The 17590-nt window shown below is 62.0% G+C and carries 20 protein-coding genes; 10 read left to right on the forward strand and 10 right to left on the reverse strand.

Features of this window, described 5'->3' with window-relative positions:
* The first annotated feature begins 3 nt into the window (after positions 1 to 3).
* From FJ934_RS18895 to FJ934_RS18910, 4 genes are all read left to right on the forward strand, one after another.
* Positions 4 to 936: a dimethylarginine dimethylaminohydrolase family protein gene (locus FJ934_RS18895; protein WP_140611221.1), complete on the forward strand. Its 933-nt coding sequence runs from the start codon at positions 4 to 6 to the stop codon at positions 934 to 936.
* A 225-nt stretch (positions 937 to 1161) separates the two neighbouring features.
* Entirely contained in the window at positions 1162 to 3315 is a 2154-nt protein-coding gene (locus FJ934_RS18900) for a penicillin-binding protein 1A (protein ID WP_140611223.1), read from the forward strand.
* Between the two features lie 111 nt (positions 3316 to 3426).
* Positions 3427 to 4011 (forward strand): DUF1214 domain-containing protein, encoded by a 585-nt coding sequence (locus FJ934_RS18905; protein ID WP_140611225.1) that lies wholly within the window; start codon positions 3427 to 3429, stop codon positions 4009 to 4011.
* On the forward strand, positions 4004 to 4573 hold the full coding sequence (locus tag FJ934_RS18910) for a DUF1254 domain-containing protein (RefSeq protein ID WP_140611227.1): 570 nt from the start codon (positions 4004 to 4006) through the stop codon (positions 4571 to 4573). Before FJ934_RS18905 ends, FJ934_RS18910 begins: the two co-directional genes overlap by 8 nt.
* A 49-nt stretch (positions 4574 to 4622) precedes the next feature.
* Here FJ934_RS18910 and FJ934_RS18915 read toward each other — a convergent pair whose 3' ends face one another.
* Complete coding sequence (locus tag FJ934_RS18915) at positions 4623 to 4808, reverse strand: hypothetical protein (protein WP_140611229.1); 186 nt, start codon at positions 4806 to 4808, stop codon at positions 4623 to 4625.
* A gap of 212 nt (positions 4809 to 5020) precedes the next feature.
* Here FJ934_RS18915 and FJ934_RS18920 point away from each other — a divergent pair, with 212 nt between their 5' ends.
* Positions 5021 to 6049: a hypothetical protein gene (locus FJ934_RS18920; RefSeq protein WP_140611231.1), complete on the forward strand. Its 1029-nt coding sequence runs from the start codon at positions 5021 to 5023 to the stop codon at positions 6047 to 6049.
* Here the strand turns inward: FJ934_RS18920 and FJ934_RS18925 are convergent.
* From FJ934_RS18925 to FJ934_RS18935, 3 genes are all read right to left on the reverse strand, one after another.
* On the reverse strand, positions 6027 to 6374 hold the full coding sequence (locus FJ934_RS18925; RefSeq protein ID WP_140611233.1) for a DUF1491 family protein: 348 nt from the start codon (positions 6372 to 6374) through the stop codon (positions 6027 to 6029). The two genes, FJ934_RS18920 and FJ934_RS18925, sit on opposite strands and share 23 nt — an antisense overlap.
* Positions 6375 to 6459: 85 nt before the next feature.
* Positions 6460 to 7239 (reverse strand): peptidoglycan-binding protein, encoded by a 780-nt coding sequence (locus FJ934_RS18930; RefSeq protein WP_140611234.1) that lies wholly within the window; start codon positions 7237 to 7239, stop codon positions 6460 to 6462.
* Positions 7214 to 8962 (reverse strand): HAMP domain-containing sensor histidine kinase, encoded by a 1749-nt coding sequence (locus tag FJ934_RS18935; RefSeq protein WP_140611236.1) that lies wholly within the window; start codon positions 8960 to 8962, stop codon positions 7214 to 7216. The genes FJ934_RS18930 and FJ934_RS18935 overlap by 26 nt, the downstream gene beginning before the upstream one ends.
* 197 nt (positions 8963 to 9159) lie before the next feature.
* Here FJ934_RS18935 and FJ934_RS18940 point away from each other — a divergent pair, with 197 nt between their 5' ends.
* The 3 genes from FJ934_RS18940 to FJ934_RS18950 all read left to right on the forward strand — a co-directional run bounded on the left by FJ934_RS18940 (position 9160) and on the right by FJ934_RS18950 (position 10375).
* Positions 9160 to 9375, forward strand: a complete 216-nt coding sequence (locus tag FJ934_RS18940; RefSeq protein WP_140611238.1) for a hypothetical protein — start codon at positions 9160 to 9162, stop codon at positions 9373 to 9375.
* A gap of 120 nt (positions 9376 to 9495) precedes the next feature.
* A complete protein-coding gene (locus FJ934_RS18945; RefSeq protein ID WP_140611240.1) occupies positions 9496 to 9846 on the forward strand; it encodes a DUF5330 domain-containing protein in 351 nt (116 codons plus the stop codon).
* Between the two features lie 100 nt (positions 9847 to 9946).
* Complete coding sequence (locus FJ934_RS18950) at positions 9947 to 10375, forward strand: SufE family protein (RefSeq protein ID WP_140611242.1); 429 nt, start codon at positions 9947 to 9949, stop codon at positions 10373 to 10375.
* A gap of 85 nt (positions 10376 to 10460) precedes the next feature.
* On the opposite strand, the gene FJ934_RS18955 is transcribed toward FJ934_RS18950, so the two are convergent.
* Positions 10461 to 10886 carry a MucR family transcriptional regulator gene (locus FJ934_RS18955; RefSeq protein WP_010915014.1) on the reverse strand — a complete coding sequence of 142 codons (426 nt, stop codon included), beginning with the start codon at positions 10884 to 10886 and terminating at the stop codon, positions 10461 to 10463.
* Between the two features lie 347 nt (positions 10887 to 11233).
* On the reverse strand, positions 11234 to 11500 hold the full coding sequence (locus tag FJ934_RS28060) for a hypothetical protein (RefSeq protein WP_181165682.1): 267 nt from the start codon (positions 11498 to 11500) through the stop codon (positions 11234 to 11236).
* Here FJ934_RS28060 and FJ934_RS18965 point away from each other — a divergent pair.
* Positions 11500 to 13623 carry a S9 family peptidase gene (locus FJ934_RS18965; protein ID WP_140611244.1) on the forward strand — a complete coding sequence of 708 codons (2124 nt, stop codon included), beginning with the start codon at positions 11500 to 11502 and terminating at the stop codon, positions 13621 to 13623. The two genes, FJ934_RS28060 and FJ934_RS18965, sit on opposite strands and share 1 nt — an antisense overlap.
* Positions 13624 to 13839: 216 nt before the next feature.
* The gene (locus tag FJ934_RS18970) at positions 13840 to 14241 is read left to right on the forward strand and encodes an SET domain-containing protein-lysine N-methyltransferase (RefSeq protein WP_140611246.1); all 402 of its coding nucleotides are present in this window, start codon (positions 13840 to 13842) and stop codon (positions 14239 to 14241) included.
* Between the two features lie 99 nt (positions 14242 to 14340).
* On the opposite strand, the gene FJ934_RS18975 is transcribed toward FJ934_RS18970, so the two are convergent.
* The 4 genes from FJ934_RS18975 to FJ934_RS18990 form a co-directional block, all read right to left on the reverse strand.
* A complete protein-coding gene (locus FJ934_RS18975; protein WP_140611248.1) occupies positions 14341 to 15291 on the reverse strand; it encodes a cytochrome c in 951 nt (316 codons plus the stop codon).
* Between the two features lie 9 nt (positions 15292 to 15300).
* On the reverse strand, positions 15301 to 15738 hold the full coding sequence (locus FJ934_RS18980) for a cytochrome c (protein ID WP_140611250.1): 438 nt from the start codon (positions 15736 to 15738) through the stop codon (positions 15301 to 15303).
* 248 nt (positions 15739 to 15986) lie between these two features.
* Positions 15987 to 16589, reverse strand: a complete 603-nt coding sequence (locus FJ934_RS18985; RefSeq protein ID WP_140611252.1) for a superoxide dismutase — start codon at positions 16587 to 16589, stop codon at positions 15987 to 15989.
* Positions 16590 to 16875: 286 nt separating this feature from the next.
* Positions 16876 to 17590, reverse strand: a 715-nt coding sequence (locus tag FJ934_RS18990; protein ID WP_140611254.1) for a branched-chain amino acid aminotransferase, incomplete at its 5' end; no start/stop codon positions are given.

A 17590-nucleotide genomic window follows, 5' to 3' on the forward strand; every position in this document is an offset into this window, starting at 1 on the left:
CCCATGACCGTTCATGACCGCATCGTCGCCGAACCGTTTTCGCTGCAGCGCCGCAATCCGGCCGGCGGCACCAAGCCGTTGACCGTCTGGGGCTTCGCCAACGAAACCGATGTGCTGACCGACGTTCTGCTCGGCTCGCCGAATTTCCTGCGTCATCTGTCGACCAGCTCGCTGTCGCGCAAGCATTTGCGCGAAGCGCCGTGCAACATCCAGATCGCGCAGGCCCAGCACAAGGATCTGGTTGCCGCCTATGAGCATTTCGGCGTCAACATCCACTGGCACGAGCCGACGCCGGAGCTGCCGATGCAGGTCTATTCCCGTGATTCCAGCGTCATGACGCCCTATGGCGCGATCATCACCGCCATGGCCAATTGGTGGCGGCGCGGCGAGAACTACGCCGCCATCCGCACCTATGAAAAGCTCGGCATCCCGATCTACGACATGGTCACCGCCGGCACCTTCGAGGGCGGCGACTTCAACGTCATCGAGGACGGCGTGGTGCTGATCGGCTGCGGCGGCGCCCGCACCCAGGAGGAAGGCGCGCGCCAGGTGCAGGCCTGGTTCGACAGGGAAGGCTGGGAGACGCGCATCGCCTTCATCGACGAATACTACGTCCATATCGACCTGATGGTGGTGCCGATCGCCGAGAAGCTCACCGCGGTGTGCCTGGCCTGCACCGAGCCCGGCATTGTCGACTGGCTGAAGGGCAAGGGCCACGAGATCATCGACGTTCCCTTCCAGGACACGATGGCGCTCGGCTGCAACTTCATGTCACTCGGCAAGGACCGGGTGATCGCGCCGACCTCCAGCAAGACGTTGATCGCCCAGCTCAAGGCGCGTGGCTTCGAGGTCGCGGCCGTCGACATGAGCGAAATCTCCAAGACTGGCGGCGGCATCCATTGCATGGCACAGGCGCTGAAGCGCGAAGCGGCCTGACAGCCCGGCAACGGCAGAACCACGCCCGCCCGCCGGATCGAGAATCTGGCGGGCGGGCGCTCCGCTTGGCAGCTGCCCTGCCCTTTCCATCGATAAACCTTGCAGCTGTGTCCTCGCCGCCCTTGTGAGCGTGCGCAAAATGGACGAATAGTCGGGACAGGGCGCCGCCCTGAAATTGCCCGCTTGCGGTTTTCAGGTCGCGTCACAGCCGAGCCGGGTTTTTGAATGGTCCGTCCTGAACCGCGCAAGAGAAGAGGTCCGATCGCCTCCCGCCTTCTGGCGCTGGACGCATGGCTCGATTCCTCCCTCTATGAGATCGGCTTCAAGGCGCGCCAGTTCTGGGAAGCAGCGACGATCTTCTCGCGGCGCTTCCGGCTGAAGGGCTGGCGCCGCGGCATCATCGAACTTTTGAGCGAGGGCTTCACGCTTGGCGCCGGCGGCATGGTGGTGATGCTGGCGCTGGCCATTCCGGCTTTCCAGGATACGGCCGGCGACTGGCGCGCCCAGGGCGACTTCGCCGTCACCTTTCTCGACCGTTACGGCAACGAGATCGGCCAGCGCGGCATCATCCAGCGCGATTCCGTACCGGTCGACGAGATGCCCGATCATGTCATCAAGGCGGTGCTTGCCACCGAGGATCGTCGCTTCTTCGACCATTACGGCATCGACGTGCTCGGCCTGTCGCGCGCGATCTTCGAGAACGTGCGGGCGAACTCTGTCGTCCAGGGCGGTTCCAGCATTACCCAGCAATTGGCCAAGAACCTGTTCCTGACCAATGAGCGCACGTTCGAGCGCAAGATCAAGGAAGCCTTCCTGTCGCTGTGGCTCGAGGCCAATCTGTCGAAGAAGGAAATCCTGCAGCTCTACCTCGACCGCGCCTATATGGGCGGCGGCACATTCGGCATCGAGGCGGCGGCGGACTTCTATTTCGGCAAGAGCGTCAAGGACCTGAACCTCGCCGAGGCGGCGATGCTGGCCGGCCTGTTCAAGGCGCCGACCAAATACGCGCCGCACATCAACCTGCCGGCAGCGCGCGCCCGCGCCAATGTGGTTCTGTCCAACCTCGTCGATTCCGGCTTCATGACCGAGGGCCAGGTGCTGCAGGCAAGGCTGCATCCGGCCGACGTCGTCGACCGCGGCGAACAGAAGAGCCCCGACTATTTCCTCGACTGGGCCTTTGACGAGGTCAAGAAGATCGCCAAGCCCGGCCAGCACTCGCTGGTGGCGCACACCACCTTCGATGCCAACATCCAGAAGGCGGCGGAAGAGTCGGTCGAGTTCCACCTACGCCAGTTCGGCAAGGAGTATAACGTCACCGAGGGCGCCGTGGTGGTCATCGAGACCAATGGCGCGGTCCGCGCCATAGTGGGTGGCCGCGACTACGGCGCCAGCCAGTTCAACCGGGCCACCAAGGCGCTGCGCCAGACCGGCTCGTCGTTCAAGCCCTATGTCTACGCCACGGCGATGGAGCATGGCTTCACGCCCAACTCCGTCATCTCAGGTGGCCCGATCAGCTGGGGCAACTGGTCGCCGCACAATTACAGCGGCGAGTCGGCGGGCAACATCACGCTGCTGATGGCGATGGCCAAGTCGATCAACACGGTGCCGGTGCGGCTGGCCAAGGACCATCTCGGCATCGCTCCGATCAAGGCGATGGCCGAGGCCATGGGGGTAGAGTCCCCTCTCGAGGGGCACAAGACGATGGTGCTCGGCACCTCGGGCATGACCGTGATGGACCAGGCGACAGGCTACAGCGTGTTCGCCCAGAACGGCTTCGTCGGTTCCCGGCACGGCATCACCCAGCTCGTCACCCGCACCGGCGAAGTGGTGTATGACTGGACCAAGGACGCGCCACCGCCGCACCGGGTGCTCTCGGAGCAGGCGCTGAAATCCATGAATACCATGCTGGCGGCCGTGCCGGTGATGGGCACGGCGCGGCGCGCGCAAATTCCCAACATCGTCGTCGCCGGCAAGACCGGCACCACGCAATCCTATCGCGACGCCTGGTTTGTCGGCTTCACCGGCAATTACACGGCGGCGGTGTGGCTGGGCAACGACGATTTCACCCCGACCAAGAACATGACCGGCGGCTCGCTGCCGGCGATGGTGTGGCAGCGCCTGATGGTCTACGCGCACCAGAACATCGACCTGAAGCCGATACCCGGCATCGACAAACCATTCGTCGACGAGGAGACCGCGGCCAAGGCGGCAGAAGCGCAGAAGAAGAGCGAGGACCAGGCCGCGGCCGACGACGCCGCCGAGAGGCCGCCAGTGCTGTCCAGCCGGACCACGCAGACGCTGAGGGACATGACGCAGCTGTTCCAGGCGGCACCCAAGCTCGACGCACCCCCCGCGCCCGAAACGCTTTCGGCGCTGTGACATCGACTCGAGCGCCGGCGAGGCGAACTGGCAAATCCATCACGCCCGCTTGCCACGAGGCCCCGCGTCGCGATATCCCCGAACGGCAATCCTTCATGCACCCGGCTCTTCATGCTCAAGAACGCCTTCCTGATGCTGCTTTCGCTTGCCATAGCCATTGGCGGCGGGGGCGCCAGCGTATGGTATGCGCTGAAGGTCCAGGACGGCGTCGGCGCGATCAGGATCGGCCAATGGACCGCCTTCCCCGACATCGGCACCCCGGCCGCCGATCCCTACTCCAAGGCGCGCGTGGCGCGCGAGGGCGTGCTTGCGCTCGGCCGCGCCGAGGGCCTGTCCTTCGTCGCGGAGGATGATGCCGCCGGCAACCAGCTCAAGCGGGAATGCGCCTACAAGATCGAGGGCGGATTTCCGACCGCCCGGTTCTGGACACTCTATGCCGCCGATCAATCGCTCGGCGTCGTCGAGACCGGCAAACCGAGACTTGCCGCGCTTCAGTCCTATGAGGTGCTGCGCAAGCCCGACAATTCGGTGATCATTTCGGTCGGCCATCACCCGATGCCCGGCAACTGGCTTTTGACCAACGGTTCCGGAAGGATGTATTTCGTCCTGACCTTCTACGACACACCGATCGCCAGCAGCACCGGCTTGTCGGACGTTTCGCTGCCCAGGATCGTGAAGGCCGGCTGTGATGCGTAATTTCCGGGCCGCACTACGCCGTCTTTTCCATGCCGTCCTGCTCGGCCTCGTCGGCGCCGGCATCGTGCACATCGTCGTGCTGCTTCTGGTGCCCGAGTTTTCCGAACGCGACGCCTGGTCGCGACTGTCGATGGCCTCGGACCTCTACAGGATGAACCGGCTCGATGCGGAGGCGGGCGGCGCGCCGGTGGTGAAATCGGTCGATCCGCTGTTTTATGCCGCGGCCTGCCGTTTCGACCTCGAGGAAGGCATGGTCCGGATCAAGGCGCCGGGAAACGTGCCCTTCTGGTCGGTGTCGGTCTATGACCGCAATGGCCACAATGTCTATTCCTTCAACGACCATACGGCGACGGGCGGCAAGCTGGATGCCGTCGTGCTGACGCCGGCGCAGATGATCGACGTGCGCAGGGACCTGCCCGAAAATCTGCAGGGTGCGATCTTCGTCGAAGCGCCCATAGACGAAGGCATCTTCGTCATCCGCAGCTTCGTGCCGGACGCCAGCTGGAAGCCGATCGTGTCACGCTTTCTCGATCAGAGTTCCTGCGAGCTGCAGGATTTCTAGGCCATGATCGTGGCCAGCGTGACAGGCGAGGCCGCAGCTTTCGCAAAGCTCAGTGATGCGGCGCCGGCGTCCGTGGCGTCCCCGGCTTGTCGGGCCCGGCTGGCCGCGCTTCCCCGGCATTGGACCGTTCATAACGGATGCCGGGAAAGATGATCACCGCCGCCGGTATTTCGGTGGTTCGCTTGGCTCGATTGGTTGGTGCCGCACGCGGCACGAAACACAGTACCATGCCCATGGTTCGCGCATTCCTCTCGGTTTCCCCGGAGCACAACGCAACGCCTCCAAATATCATTAAGGCCGGCAGAGGGTTAACGGAGCGCTAACGGATCGCCGCTAACTTGATCTTTGTTCGCAGGTCAGAAAGTTCTGACCGAGGCAATCGCTAAACCGACGCGTTCCCGGTTGAGCATAATCAAGACTGTGTATCTGTTATCAGGCGTATCCTTCGTGTCATCTTCGGACTCCAGGCAAATCGCGATACGAACGGAATCGGGAAAGGCCGAGAGGCTGTTCCGCGCCGCGGTGTCGGCGTTCTGCTCGCTTACCCGTCCGTCGCGCCGCGAGATCGGCCAGCTCGAGGATTTGACGCTGCCTTTGTTCGACGAGGTGTCGGTCGAATCGCGACGCTATGTGGCAGCCGCCCTCTCCGAATGCGAATATGCGCCGGCCGCGCTGGTGCGTCGCCTGTGCGAGGAGCCGGTCGACATCGCCGCGCCGTTGCTCATCCGCTCGCGTGCCGTCAGCGATATCGACCTGATCGCGCTGATCGGCCGGCATGGGCTGCCGCACGCCCGGGCCATCGCGCGCCGCAGGGACCTGAACCCGACCATCGCCGATCTGATCAGGGCGCTCGAAAGGCCGACATTGGTGCGGGTGCGGGATCCGGAGGCGCATATCCCTACGCCGCCAACCGTCGCAGCCGTGAATGCGGAAGCGGCCGAACACCACGCGAAACAGTCCCCCGGCATTGCCGCAGAGAATGCGCGGCGCAGGCTGCGCTCCATGATGCGCACCGGCGACGAAGCATTGGCGGCGAAGGTCGATGCGTTTCCCGGCTCGGATACCTATGTCAAGCTGCGCGAAACCGCGCTGACGGGAAACGCCGCGTTCTTCCAGACGGCGCTCGCCGATGCCCTCGATATGGATTTCTCGACCGCGCGATCGCTGACTGCCAACCAGAACTATGCCCCGCTGCTTGAGGCGCTGCGCTCGCTCGATCTGAGCGAAGACCGGGCATTTCTGATCACGGTCGCCGTCTATCCCAGCCTGTTCCCGCATCCGCAGGCCATCCGCACCTATCTCGACCGCTACCGTCTGCTGCATCGTGACGTGGCTCTGGACAGGGTGCGGGCATGGAAAGCCGAAGCGGTGTCCAAGATGGTGCGCGAAGGCGCGCCGGCAAACAGCGACCGCCGCAAGGCCTCGAACAGCGACAAAGCCGAGGCTCCCGGCCTCAGGGCGTCTTCACGGAAATAAGCTCCTCGACGGGAACAGTGCCGGCCTCGATCTCGACCACCCAGATGTCGGGATCGAATTTCTTTTCCCTTTCAAGACGGGTATCGAGCACGGCTGGATCATCACCCGCGGCAAGGAGGCTGAAGAAGCGGTCGTCCGGCTTGGCCGAATCGTAACTTGTCTGTGGCGCCGGCCCGTAGAGGGCCATTTCACCCAGCCGGCCCCGCGCCAGCACGAAAACAGCGCCGGCCTCGGTCGCGCCGCGATTGACCACGGCCGCAAATCCGCCGGCGCCGAAAACCCGGCGCAACAGGGCCGAGACCCACAGATCCGATGTGACGCGCATGAGAACTCCGCAAAGCGTGGCGGAGTTATCTATCTATATTTCCCTCGCTGGGCGAGCGGTCGTTTCGGGCCTTGTCGGTCGGAGCTCAATTGGTGAGGCCGATCTCGCGCATCTTGACGTAGACGATCTCGTCGGGCTCGCCGGTCTGCGGCAGCCCGAACAGCGACTGGAACTCCTTGATCGCCGCCTTGGTGCGGGCGCCGACCTTGCCGTCGAGTTGCATGTCGTCATTGCCGAAGGCTTTCAGACCCGCCTGGATCTTGACGATGCGGGGATCAGGCCCCTGCAATGCGGCGTTGGTCTGTTCGCCGCCCGTCTGCAAGGATACCGGAACGGCGGCCGGTGGCATGTCGGGACGCGGCTGCGGTTTGGGCACGGAAGCGGTCTTCGGCGTTGCGCCCAGTTGATCCAGCAGCAACGCGTCGATCTCGCCGGAAGCGTTGAGACCGACCTTCTGCTGATAGGCCTGTATGGCCTTGCGCGTGTTGGGGCCGGAAATCCCGTCGACCGTGCCGGGATAGAAGTCGAGGTCCTTCAATATGCCTTGCACCTGCTCGACCACCGGATCGCCCTTCATCGGTGCGGGCGCCGAATTTGGCCGAACGATATTGATCGTGGTCTCCGGCTCGTCGGCGGTATGCGGAAAACCCTGGAAGTTGCGGGTGGCGAAGAATGCCCCGGCATGCGGGAAGGGCTGATACCACAGCGCGTTCGCCGAGACATAAAACAGCGTCACCAGGAATGCCGTCGATCCGCCCACCAGGACAGGATTGCGCGAAATCATCCCGCCAATGGCAATGGCGCCGTCCTGAAAGGCGTTGCTGCGGCGTTTGACCGCTTTAGCCTGTTTTGCGGAGCGAGCCATTTCCGTCCCCTTTCGCCCTCGTCACCGGCATCGTCAGCACCCCTGCCTGGTTCATCGGGCGCCCCTTCGGCCCATTGACCGGCAGGCTGATGGTCACCGTGGTGCCCTCGCCCGGCATGCTTTCGATCGACATCGTGCCTTCGTGCAGCGCCACCAGCCCCTTCACCAGCGACAGGCCAAGGCCGGTCCCCTCGAACCGGCGCGTATAGTCGTTCTGGATCTGCATGAAGGGCTTGCCGAGATTGGCGAAATCCTCCTCCGCAATGCCGATGCCGGTGTCCCTGACCCAGAAATGCAGACGCGAGCCGATCCGCTTGGCGCCGACGACGACATCGCCGCTATCGGGCGTGAACTTGATCGCATTGGAGACGAGGTTGATAAGGATCTGCTGCACGGCGCGGCGATCGGCATTGATGTCGCCCGCGTCGGGTGCGATCTGCGTCTGCAGGTGGATGTTCTTGGCTTGCGCCTGCAGCCGCATCATGGACTGGCACATTTCGACGGCCTCCATGAACCGGAAGGGCTCCGGCTCCGTCGCGTAGGCCCCCGATTCGATCCTCGATACGTCGAGAATGGAGGTCACGACGGCCAGCAGATGCTGGCCCGAATCCCGCACAAGTCCGACATATTCCTTCTGGCGCGGATCCTTGAAGGCGCCGAACATCTCATGCAGCAGCATGTCGGAGAAGCCGATGATGGCATTCAGCGGCGTGCGCAGTTCGTGGCTGACCACCGCCAGGAACCGCCCCTTGGCCACCTCGGCGGCGGCGGCGGCCTCATTGGCTTGCGCGAGGTCTTCGCGCAGCCGGGCGGTCTCGTCGTTCTCGCGCAGGACAAGCGTGAAGACGTCGCTCTGTTCCTCGCCGCGCACCAGCTCGAGCAAGAACGGCCGATAGTTGTCGGCCGTCAGGCGGTTGTCATTTTGGCCGTTGCCGTTCTGGGGCAGCCTGACGCGCAGTTCGACGCGGCGCGACAGGGCGCCATCACGCATGTCGGCTAGGGCGCTGAGATAGGAGACCCGATCCGACAGATGGACGCGGTCGAAGAAGCCGGTTCCCGAAAGCAGTTCAGGCGGCAGTTTCAAAAGGGTGCGCGCCTTGGCGGACGCATCCAGGACCTCGCCGTGGCGGGCGACGCGCAGGACCATCGCATCGATAATGTCTTCCAGCCGCTCGCCGCTATCCACCGCATCGGCCGCACCGACGCGATCAGGAAAAGCCGACATGCGCGGGACAAGCGTCAGCGCCCAGGCCAGCGGGACCAGCCAATGCCAGGCGGCGATCTGCGCGCCCGCGAATGGCAAGAAGGCCGCGGCCAGAGGCTGAAGGGCAATGGCTGCGATGGCCGCCACAGCCCCAAAAAGTGCCGCACGCCGCGTGGCGCCGATCCACCAGGCCTCGAATGGCAGCGCCACGGCAAGCATGGCGACAGGTGAGCTCAAACCGCCGGCGGCGGCGATGAGACCGCCAAGTGCAACAGACGCCATCACCAGCGCGATCCGTGCTGCCGCGACCATCCTTCCGGTCGCCGCCACCAGCAAGGCGACGAACCAGCACAGACCGAAGGCCGCGAAGATGGCGGCGATGGTCACGGCGGCGCCCATGCCTGACGTAACCAGCGTGACCGCGGCACCGGCGGCGAAGAACGGCGCGGCCAGCATGACGCCAATGAACCGGCGCTGGCGCTCGCGGTCGCTTTGTTCGAGAAGGGAGGGATGGACCATACGTTCGCAACCGGCGGCAATCGCGCCGGGCAATTCAGCGTATCTGGCCTTGATCGGCATCAACTCAACGCACTCGCACTCGTCGTGAACAGCTCTGCTTTTGCAGATTATCTTGGTTGGCTCTGAAACTCGCATCCAGCGTTTAAGGAATGGATAAGGCAGGGGCGACCAAAGCCTGGCCCGCGGCAAATATCGGGATGGCGACGGTCGAAAACCCGGGCAAATGCCGCCATAGTAAATGGAGAGTTATCCGGGAACGCCTGGCGGCAGCGGACCATCGGCGGGAAGAGAACCGCCTGAATTCAACAAAACCACAATGGAAACAATCCGATAAATGGTTATCAGAGGGTAACGAAAATCGACCCGATGTGAAACAAATCCACGGCAAAACGCTTCGTTTCGAATTTGCCTAAAATTTGAGGAAAATTTTCGTCTAACCTGCAAGCCGTCCTTTGTGGCCGTATGCCAAGATCCTGCCCATAAAAGAGGTCATGCCATGTGACGCATGATCCGGTCACGACAAGAGGCAAGGCATGTTCTTTCTGATAAGAATGGCTTTCTGGTTTTCATTGGTGCTGCTGGCGCTGCCGCTGAGCGTCGGTTCCGACGAGCCGGGGCAGGAAAGCGTCGGGCCGATCCAGGCCTTGTTTGCGGCACGTGACGCGGTGGGCGACATCGCCGGCATCTGCGAGCGCAAGCCCGATGTCTGCGAAACCGGCAAGTCGGCCATGCACACCATCACGGCACGCGCCAAGGAGACCGCCAAGATCGCCGCCGCCATGCTGGACGACAAGCCCGCCGGTCCCGATACCTCGACGACGACCGGCAGCGTGGCGGACGAAATCGTCCTGCCGGAGACCGTCAACCTGCCAGTAAGGAATTAAGCCGCCTCGACGGCGCATCGCGGACCGTCTGCCCTCTCGACGCCCGCGGTGTCCCTGTTTTTTCCGTGACGCGACGCCGCCGCGTGACTATATCCGGGTGATGACGACCACGATCCAGACGATCCGAGACGACTTTTCCTTCCTTGACGAGTGGGAGGACCGCTATCGTTACGTGATCGAGCTCGGCGAAGCGCTGCCTCCATTTCCCGACGAGGAGCGCAATGCCGCCAACAAGGTGCCAGGTTGCGTCAGTCAGGTCTGGCTGACCACCGAGCGGGGACCGGGCAGTGATCCAGTCATCACCTTCACGGGCGATTCGGACGCCCATATCGTGCGCGGGCTGGTCGCGATCATGCTGGCGCTGTTTTCCGGAAGGTCCGCCAGCGAAATCCAGAAAACCGATGCGGAAGCGACGCTGAAGGCGCTTGGGCTGGACGAGCACCTGTCGCCCCAGCGCGCCAATGGTCTTCGCTCTATGGTCAAGCGCATCAAGCGCGATGCCGAGATGGCACTCGAACGGACAGCCTGACAAGCTTGATCCTGTACCATGCGGCCGTCCCGCAAAGTCAAACGGCGCCCGAAGGCGCCGTTGATGTCAGTCTGCGAGGAGCGGGTTACCGCGCCTTGCGCTTGCGGCCAAGGCCCATCTTCTTGGCGAGCTGCGAGCGGGCCGCCGCGTAATTCGGGGCAACCATCGGGTAGCTCGGGTCAAGGTTCCACTTTTCGCGGTACTGGTCCGGCGTCAGATCATAATGGGTCATCAGGTGACGCTTCAGCGACTTGAACTTCTTACCGTCTTCAAGACAGACAATGTAGTCGTCGTGAACCGAGCGCTTCGGGTTTACGGCCGGCTTCTGCTTGTCGGCAGGAGGCTGTTCGGCGGTTCCACCCACACGCCCGAGAGCGGCATGCACATCCGATATAAGGTTCGGCAGTTCGCCGACCGGCACGGGATTGTTGCTGACATAAGCGGCCACCACATCGGCGGTCAGCTCGATCAGCGCATCATTGTTTCTGGAAGGTGTTTCGACAATATCCATGGTCTTCAGGCCCCAACAAGAGTTACGTCGGTCTACGCCCTTTTTTACAGGTAGGGCATCGCGCGAATTTTGTGCAGGTAGAGCTTCTGCGATTCGTGTCGCGAGCATATCAATGCGACCATGGACCAAGTAAGTCAATTCGCTCTTTGCATTATATTCAGGGATGTTGATCAACTATTCCCGGATCAGCTTCAATCTTTCGTGCATCGCGTAATTTTTCGATATTTCGCCCGCCAGATCGGCAAGGGCTGACGTGGCGTCAGTGCACCGTTACATTCGCGATAACTCACAGATCGGGCATTCAATGCTCCGGTTTGCTTGGCCATCGCGCCGACAAACTTGGTTGTTCATATCTTTTCACGAAACCGCAGGTTGCCATCGATTTTTCTTGCGGAAGCAAACTTACGATGTCTGTCCGCCGCCTGCCTCAGGGCCAACCGATGCCGGTCGATCAACACGGGGCACTTGCCATAGGGCCGGACGGTGACGAAGTTGCCTTTCCTGACCGGATCGTGCCAGACCTCACGCCAGCGATAACGAACCGCCTGCTGCCCAATGCTGGTTGGTTGGCGATATCGAACAGGTTTCAAGAATACTTCCAGAGCGAGACGCAATGACCAAGCTCCCCCGATTTCCGATCGTCACCCCGCCAACACCCGAGAAAAGGCCGGTTTTCGACACGCATCACGGCATCACGCGAACCGATGAATATGCCTGGCTGAGGGCCGACAACTGGCAGGAGATGTTCAGGGATCCTTCCTTGCTCGATGGCGCGATCCGTGTCGAACTCGAAGCCGAGAACGCCTACCAGTCGAAGCTGATGGCAGACACGGTCGACCTGCAAAAGCAGCTTTTTAAGGAGATGAAAGGCCGCATCAAGGAAGACGATTCCTCCGTGCCGATGAAGGACGGACCTTATGCCTATGGTTCTTCCTTCAAGCTCGGCGGCGAGCAGCCGCGCTATTTCCGCATGCCGCGCGACGGCGGCGCAGAACAGATCCTGCTTGACGGTGACGCAGAAGCCGAGGGCAAGGCCTATTTCCGGCTTGGCGGCGTCGACCATTCGGCCGATCACCGCAAGCTCTTGTGGGCGTTCGACGACAAGGGCTCTGAATTCTACACACTGCGCGTGCGCGATCTTGCCGATGGCAAGGACCTGGCGGACCAGATTGCCGCCACCGGCGGTTCGGGTGTGTGGGACGCGGGCAATGACGGTTTCTTCTACACGCGTCTCGACTCCAACCACCGGCCGTCGAAGGTGTTGTTCCATGCATTGGGGCAGGCCCCTGAAAACGACCGCCTGATCTATGAGGAAAGCGATCCCGGCTTCTTTATGAATGTCGACGGCACCCGTAACAACCAATGGATCATGATCGGTATCAACGATCACGAGACCTCGGAATATCGCCTGTTGAGCGCCAGCGATCCGTTTGCCGAACCCAAGCTGGTTTCGGCGCGCGAGACCGGTCTTCAGTACGAGTTGGAAGAAGGCGGCGACATCTTCTTCATCCTGACCAATGCCGATGGCGCGAAGGACTTCAAGATCATGACGGCGCCGGCAAGCGATCCGGTCCGCGCCAACTGGCTGGAGCTGGTGCCGCATGAGCCAGGCCGGCTGATCCTGTCGGTGATCGGCTTTACGGATCATATGGTCCGGCTCGAGCGCAAGGAGGGCCTGCCGCGCATCGTCGTGCGCGATCGCGCGAGCGGCGAGGAGCACCTGATTTCCTTCGACGAGGAGGCGTTTTCGCTCGGTCTTTCGGGTTCCTATGAATACGACACCGAAATCATGCGCTTTTCCTATTCGTCGATGACGACGCCGTCGCAGGTGTTCGACTACAACATGCGCACCCGCGAGCGTGTGCTGCTCAAGACGCAGGACGTGCCGTCCGGGCACGACCCGGACCATTACGTCACCAGACGACTGATGGCACCCGCCGCCGACGGCGAACTGGTGCCGATCTCGCTTCTGCATCACCGCGACACACCGCTGGATGGATCGGCACCTTGCCTGCTCTATGGTTACGGCTCCTACGGCGTCACCGTGCCGGCAGCCTTCAACACCAACTGGTTCTCGCTGGTCGACCGCGGCCTGGTCTTTGCCATTGCCCATGTCCGCGGCGGCAAGGACAAGGGTTACAGCTGGTACGATGACGGCAAGCGGGCGCACAAGATGAACACCTTCACCGATTTCATCGCCTGTGCGCGCCACCTCGTTGCCGAGCGCTATACGGCGCACGACCGCATCGTCGCGCAAGGCGGCTCGGCCGGCGGCATGCTGATGGGCGCCATCGCCAACATGGCGCCGGACTGCTTTGGCGGCATCGTCGCCGAAGTTCCCTTCGTCGACGTTCTCACCACCATGCTGGACGCGACGCTACCGCTGACGCCGCCGGAATGGCCGGAATGGGGCAATCCGATCGCGTCAGCCGACGACTACCGGACGATCGCCGCCTACTCGCCTTACGACAATGTCGCCGCGCTCGACTATCCGCCGATCCTGGCGCTCGCCGGCCTCACCGATCCCCGCGTTACCTATTGGGAGCCGGCCAAATGGGTGGCGCGGCTGCGCGACCGCAAGAGCGGCGACAATCCGGTGCTGTTCAAGATCAATATGGATTCCGGCCATGCCGGTGCGTCGGGCCGCTTTTCCCGCCTGGAGGAGATCGCCTATACCTATTCCTTCACGCTGAAGGTGACCGGGAAGGCGCAGCTTGCCGAGCAAACGCTTCGATGACCGATCCGTCCGCATTGACAGCTTACATCGTCCTTTTGCTCGGCTTTGTCCTTATTCCGAGTCCAGCCACGCTGCTGACGATCGCACGCGCAACGATGGCGATCATGGCTTTTTGAATTCCGCATTGCTCATTTCCGCTCGCAATCGCGGCGGCCTCGCGCTACCCAAGGCACGTTTTCTCCGGGCCAAGACGCCCGCCTCGCACAAGGGTCCATTATGCTGCTCGTCGACGTGTATCTCGACAAATCGCCCATCCAGGGCATCGGCGTTTTTGCCAAGAACCCTATTGCCCGCGGCACGTTGATCTGGAAACTGGATCCAAGGTTCGACCGGATCATTGCGGTCGAGACCTATGAAGGCGAAAGCGGGCCGGTGAAGAGCTATCTCGACCGCTACGCCTATCCAGACCGGCGCGATCCGAACTACATCGTCTTCGAAGCCGACGACGCTCGCTACATGAACCATGCCGACGAGCCGAACTGCGACGTCTCCTCGCCCGAGGAGAGTTTTGCCCTGCGCGACATCGCGGCCGGCGAAGAACTGACCTGCAACTACAACCATTTCTTCGAGGCGGGCTTCGATTTCCTGGGCGACCGCCATCCGTCATCCGACAACTAGCTAAAGCAATCCCAGGAAAGGTGTGAAGCGGTTTTCTGTCCGGAATTGCGTCAAAAGAGAGATCGAGCGGGTCGGCGTTCCTTGAAACGATGAACCGCTTTAGTTCGTGGCTTTCTTGCGCGCCGGATAGCCATTTGGATGCGGCGGTATCGCCTTGAGGTAGGCCGCGATCGCCGCACGATCCCCCGCTGTCAGCTCGGCCATGTTGCGTTGTACATCGACCATCGCGCCGCCTACGGAATCAAAACTGGGCGTGAAACCGGTTTCGAGGTAGTTGGCAATGTCGGCCTCCGACCACTTGTCGATACCGCCCTCGCCCGATGTGATGTTCGGGACGACGCCGCTGCCTTCGGCGGCCACGGCACCGGCCAGCCATTCACTTTTCCTGATGCCGCCCGCGAAGTCGCGCGGCGTGTGGCATTCACCGCAATGGCCCGGCCCTTCGACCAGGTAGCGGCCGGCCACCACCGGGTCAGGCGCACCATCGGGCAAGGCAACGACCGGCTGGTCACTGAGATAGAGCCGTTTCCACAGGCCGATGCCGCGACGGATGTTGAAGGGGAAAGCGAGCGAATTGCCCGGCGCCTTGCCGGCGACCGCAGGCAGTGTCTTCAGGAAAGCATAGAGATCGGCAATGTCCGATGACTTCATGCGTGCGTAGGACGCATAGGGAAAGGCCGGATAAAAATGCTCGCCAGACGGCGACACCCCTTTGAGCATCGCATTGGCGAAATCCTCGAACGACCAGGCACCGATACCGTCCTTGGAATCTTGCGAGATGTTGGGGGGCACGAAAATGCCGAACGCCGTCTTCAGTTCAAGACCGCCCACGAGCTGAAGCCGCGCATCGCCCCGTGAACCCGGCTTTGCATGGCAGGAGGTGCAGCCGCCGGCATAGAAGATGCGCTTGCCTCTGGCCGCATCGCCAGGCCCGAGCTTGGCCAGGGTCTGCGTGTCCAGGGTCACGGGCGCCGAGAGGACCCATCCGGCAACCGCGCCGACGCCGCCCAGGGCAATGAGCACGCCGACGAGTTTTTTGACGAAGGGCATTGCCCGCTATCAGCCTTTTTTCACCCGATAGCTCTGGTGGCAGGCGCCGCAATTGGACGCGATGGCACCGAATTTCGTCTTCAATATATCGATATCGGCGGGCGTGGCGGCGGTTGCCGCCTTGACGTCGGCGAGATATTTGTCTTCCGCGGCCTTGAAGCCTGCCATGTCTTCCCAGATTTTCGGCGCCGCCGTGGTATCGCCCGCGTCGCTGCCCGCCGGAAACAGGGCACCGACATCGAACTTTTCCGCATTCGCCTGCAGGGCCTGCAGTTGCGCCAGTACGGCAGCGGCATCAAAAGGCTCCTCACCCTTGACCACTTTCGACAGGCCGCCGACGATCTTTCCGCGTTCCTTCATCAGAGCTTGCCGATCGAGGATCGGGTCCGCAAATGCGGCCGAGCCGGCAACTGCGAGCATGGAAATGGCGACGATAAGCTTTCTCATTCAATTGGCTCCGTGATGAAGGCATTTGGGGACACGACGTAAACGGATGTGGCGAACGGAATATTCCCTTTGCCTCCTGATGACTTTTCCAGACCCTTGCTGGCGCGGATCTCGAGGCAGAAAAAGAAAAGCCCCGGGCTGCCGGGGCTTTTCCGAAGATCGATCAGGCTATTACAGCACCGCGCGCCCTTGGCGCGCCAAGGATGCTGCGCATGATCCTTTCCGAAAATCGTGTCCGATTTTCGGCGTCATGCGCGGGCCTTTTCGTAGAGCTCGAGAACGTGATCCCAGTTGATCAGGCTATCGACGAAGGCCTCAAGATATTTCGGCCGCGCGTTGCGATAGTCGATGTAGTAGGAGTGTTCCCAGACATCGACGCCGAGGATCGGCGAGGCGCCATGAACGAGCGGGTTCTCACCGTTCGGCGTCTTCGAGATCGCCAGCTTGCCGTCCTTGACCGAAACCCAGGCCCAGCCCGAACCGAACTGCGTCGTGCCGGCCGCGATGAAGTCGGCCTTGAACTTGTCGTAGCCGCCGAGATCGCCGTCGACCGCCTTCTGCAGAGCCCCAGGCAGCTTGTTGCCGCCGCCGCCTTTCTTCATCCACTTCCAAAAATGGATATGGTTGTAGTGCTGCGCGGCATTGTTGAAGAGGCCGGCGTTCTTGCCGAACGATTGCTTGACCACCTCTTCGACCGACAGGTCGCCCATGCCGGCTTCCGCGGCCAGTTTGTTGCCGTTGTCGACATAGGCCTTGTGGTGCTTGTCGTGGTGATATTCCAACGTCTCTTTCGACATGTAGGGCTGCAGGGCCTCATAGTCGTAAGGCAGAGCGGGCAATTCAAAAGCCATGGACGGTACTCCCTCGATGAAAATCCGGTATGGATACCGGATCAAGATAGGTCTGGATCGGGCTCGGACAACTCCGAAATGAAGCGCCGGACGCTCTTTCTAGAGCATGATGCCGAAAAGTGTGAAGCGGTTTTCGGACGACATCATGCTCTAACTTTTTGATTTAGAGACGGATTCAGATTTCAGGTCGACTCGACCTGAAATCATCCGGTTCTAGGCGGGTTCCGGCGAACTGTCACACGGTTTCCAAAAACGAAACCGCGTTGCGACAAAACGCCGGAGGGGATCAGCTGGCCGGCGTTGAATGCGCCCAATCCCAATAGAGTTCGCGCGCTTTCTTGGCTACCGGCCCGGGTTGCAGGTTGCGATCCTCGATGCGCGTGACCGGCACCACTTTGGAATGGTTGCCGGTCGAAAAGATCTCGTCGGCTTCGAGGAAATCGCGCACCGACAGCGTCTTTTCGGTGGTCCTGAAGCCATAGTCGCCGAGCAACGTCATCGTCCGCCAGCGCGTGATGCCGGACAGGAAGGTGCCGTTCGGCGCCGGCGTCAGCACGTGGCCATCCTTGACCAGGAAGATGTTGGAGCTGCCGGTCTCGGCGACGTTGCCCAGCATGTCCAGCACCAGCGCATTGTCGAAGCCGCGCATCTTGGCTTCGAGGATGGCACGTCCATTGTTGGGATAGAGGCAACCAGCCTTGGCGTTGGTCGGCATCGTTTCGATGGTCGGACGACGGAACGGCGACACCGTCACGGAAAAGCCGGTCGGCGCGATCATCGGCGATTCGTAGAGGCAAAGGCAGAAGCGGGTCGATGCAGGATCGGCCGGCACGCCCATGTAGCCGCCATGCTCGGCCCAATACATCGGCCTGATATAGACCGCCGTCTTGCCATCGAACTTCTTCAATCCGTCCCAGGTCAGCCCGACGATCTGTTCGGGCGTCATGTTCGGCCTGAGGCCGAGAGCGATCGCCGAAGCGTTCACCCTCCTGGCGTGGAGG

It is taken from the genome of Mesorhizobium sp. B2-4-12 (genome assembly GCF_006441575.1).
GTDB lineage: Bacteria > Pseudomonadota > Alphaproteobacteria > Rhizobiales > Rhizobiaceae > Mesorhizobium.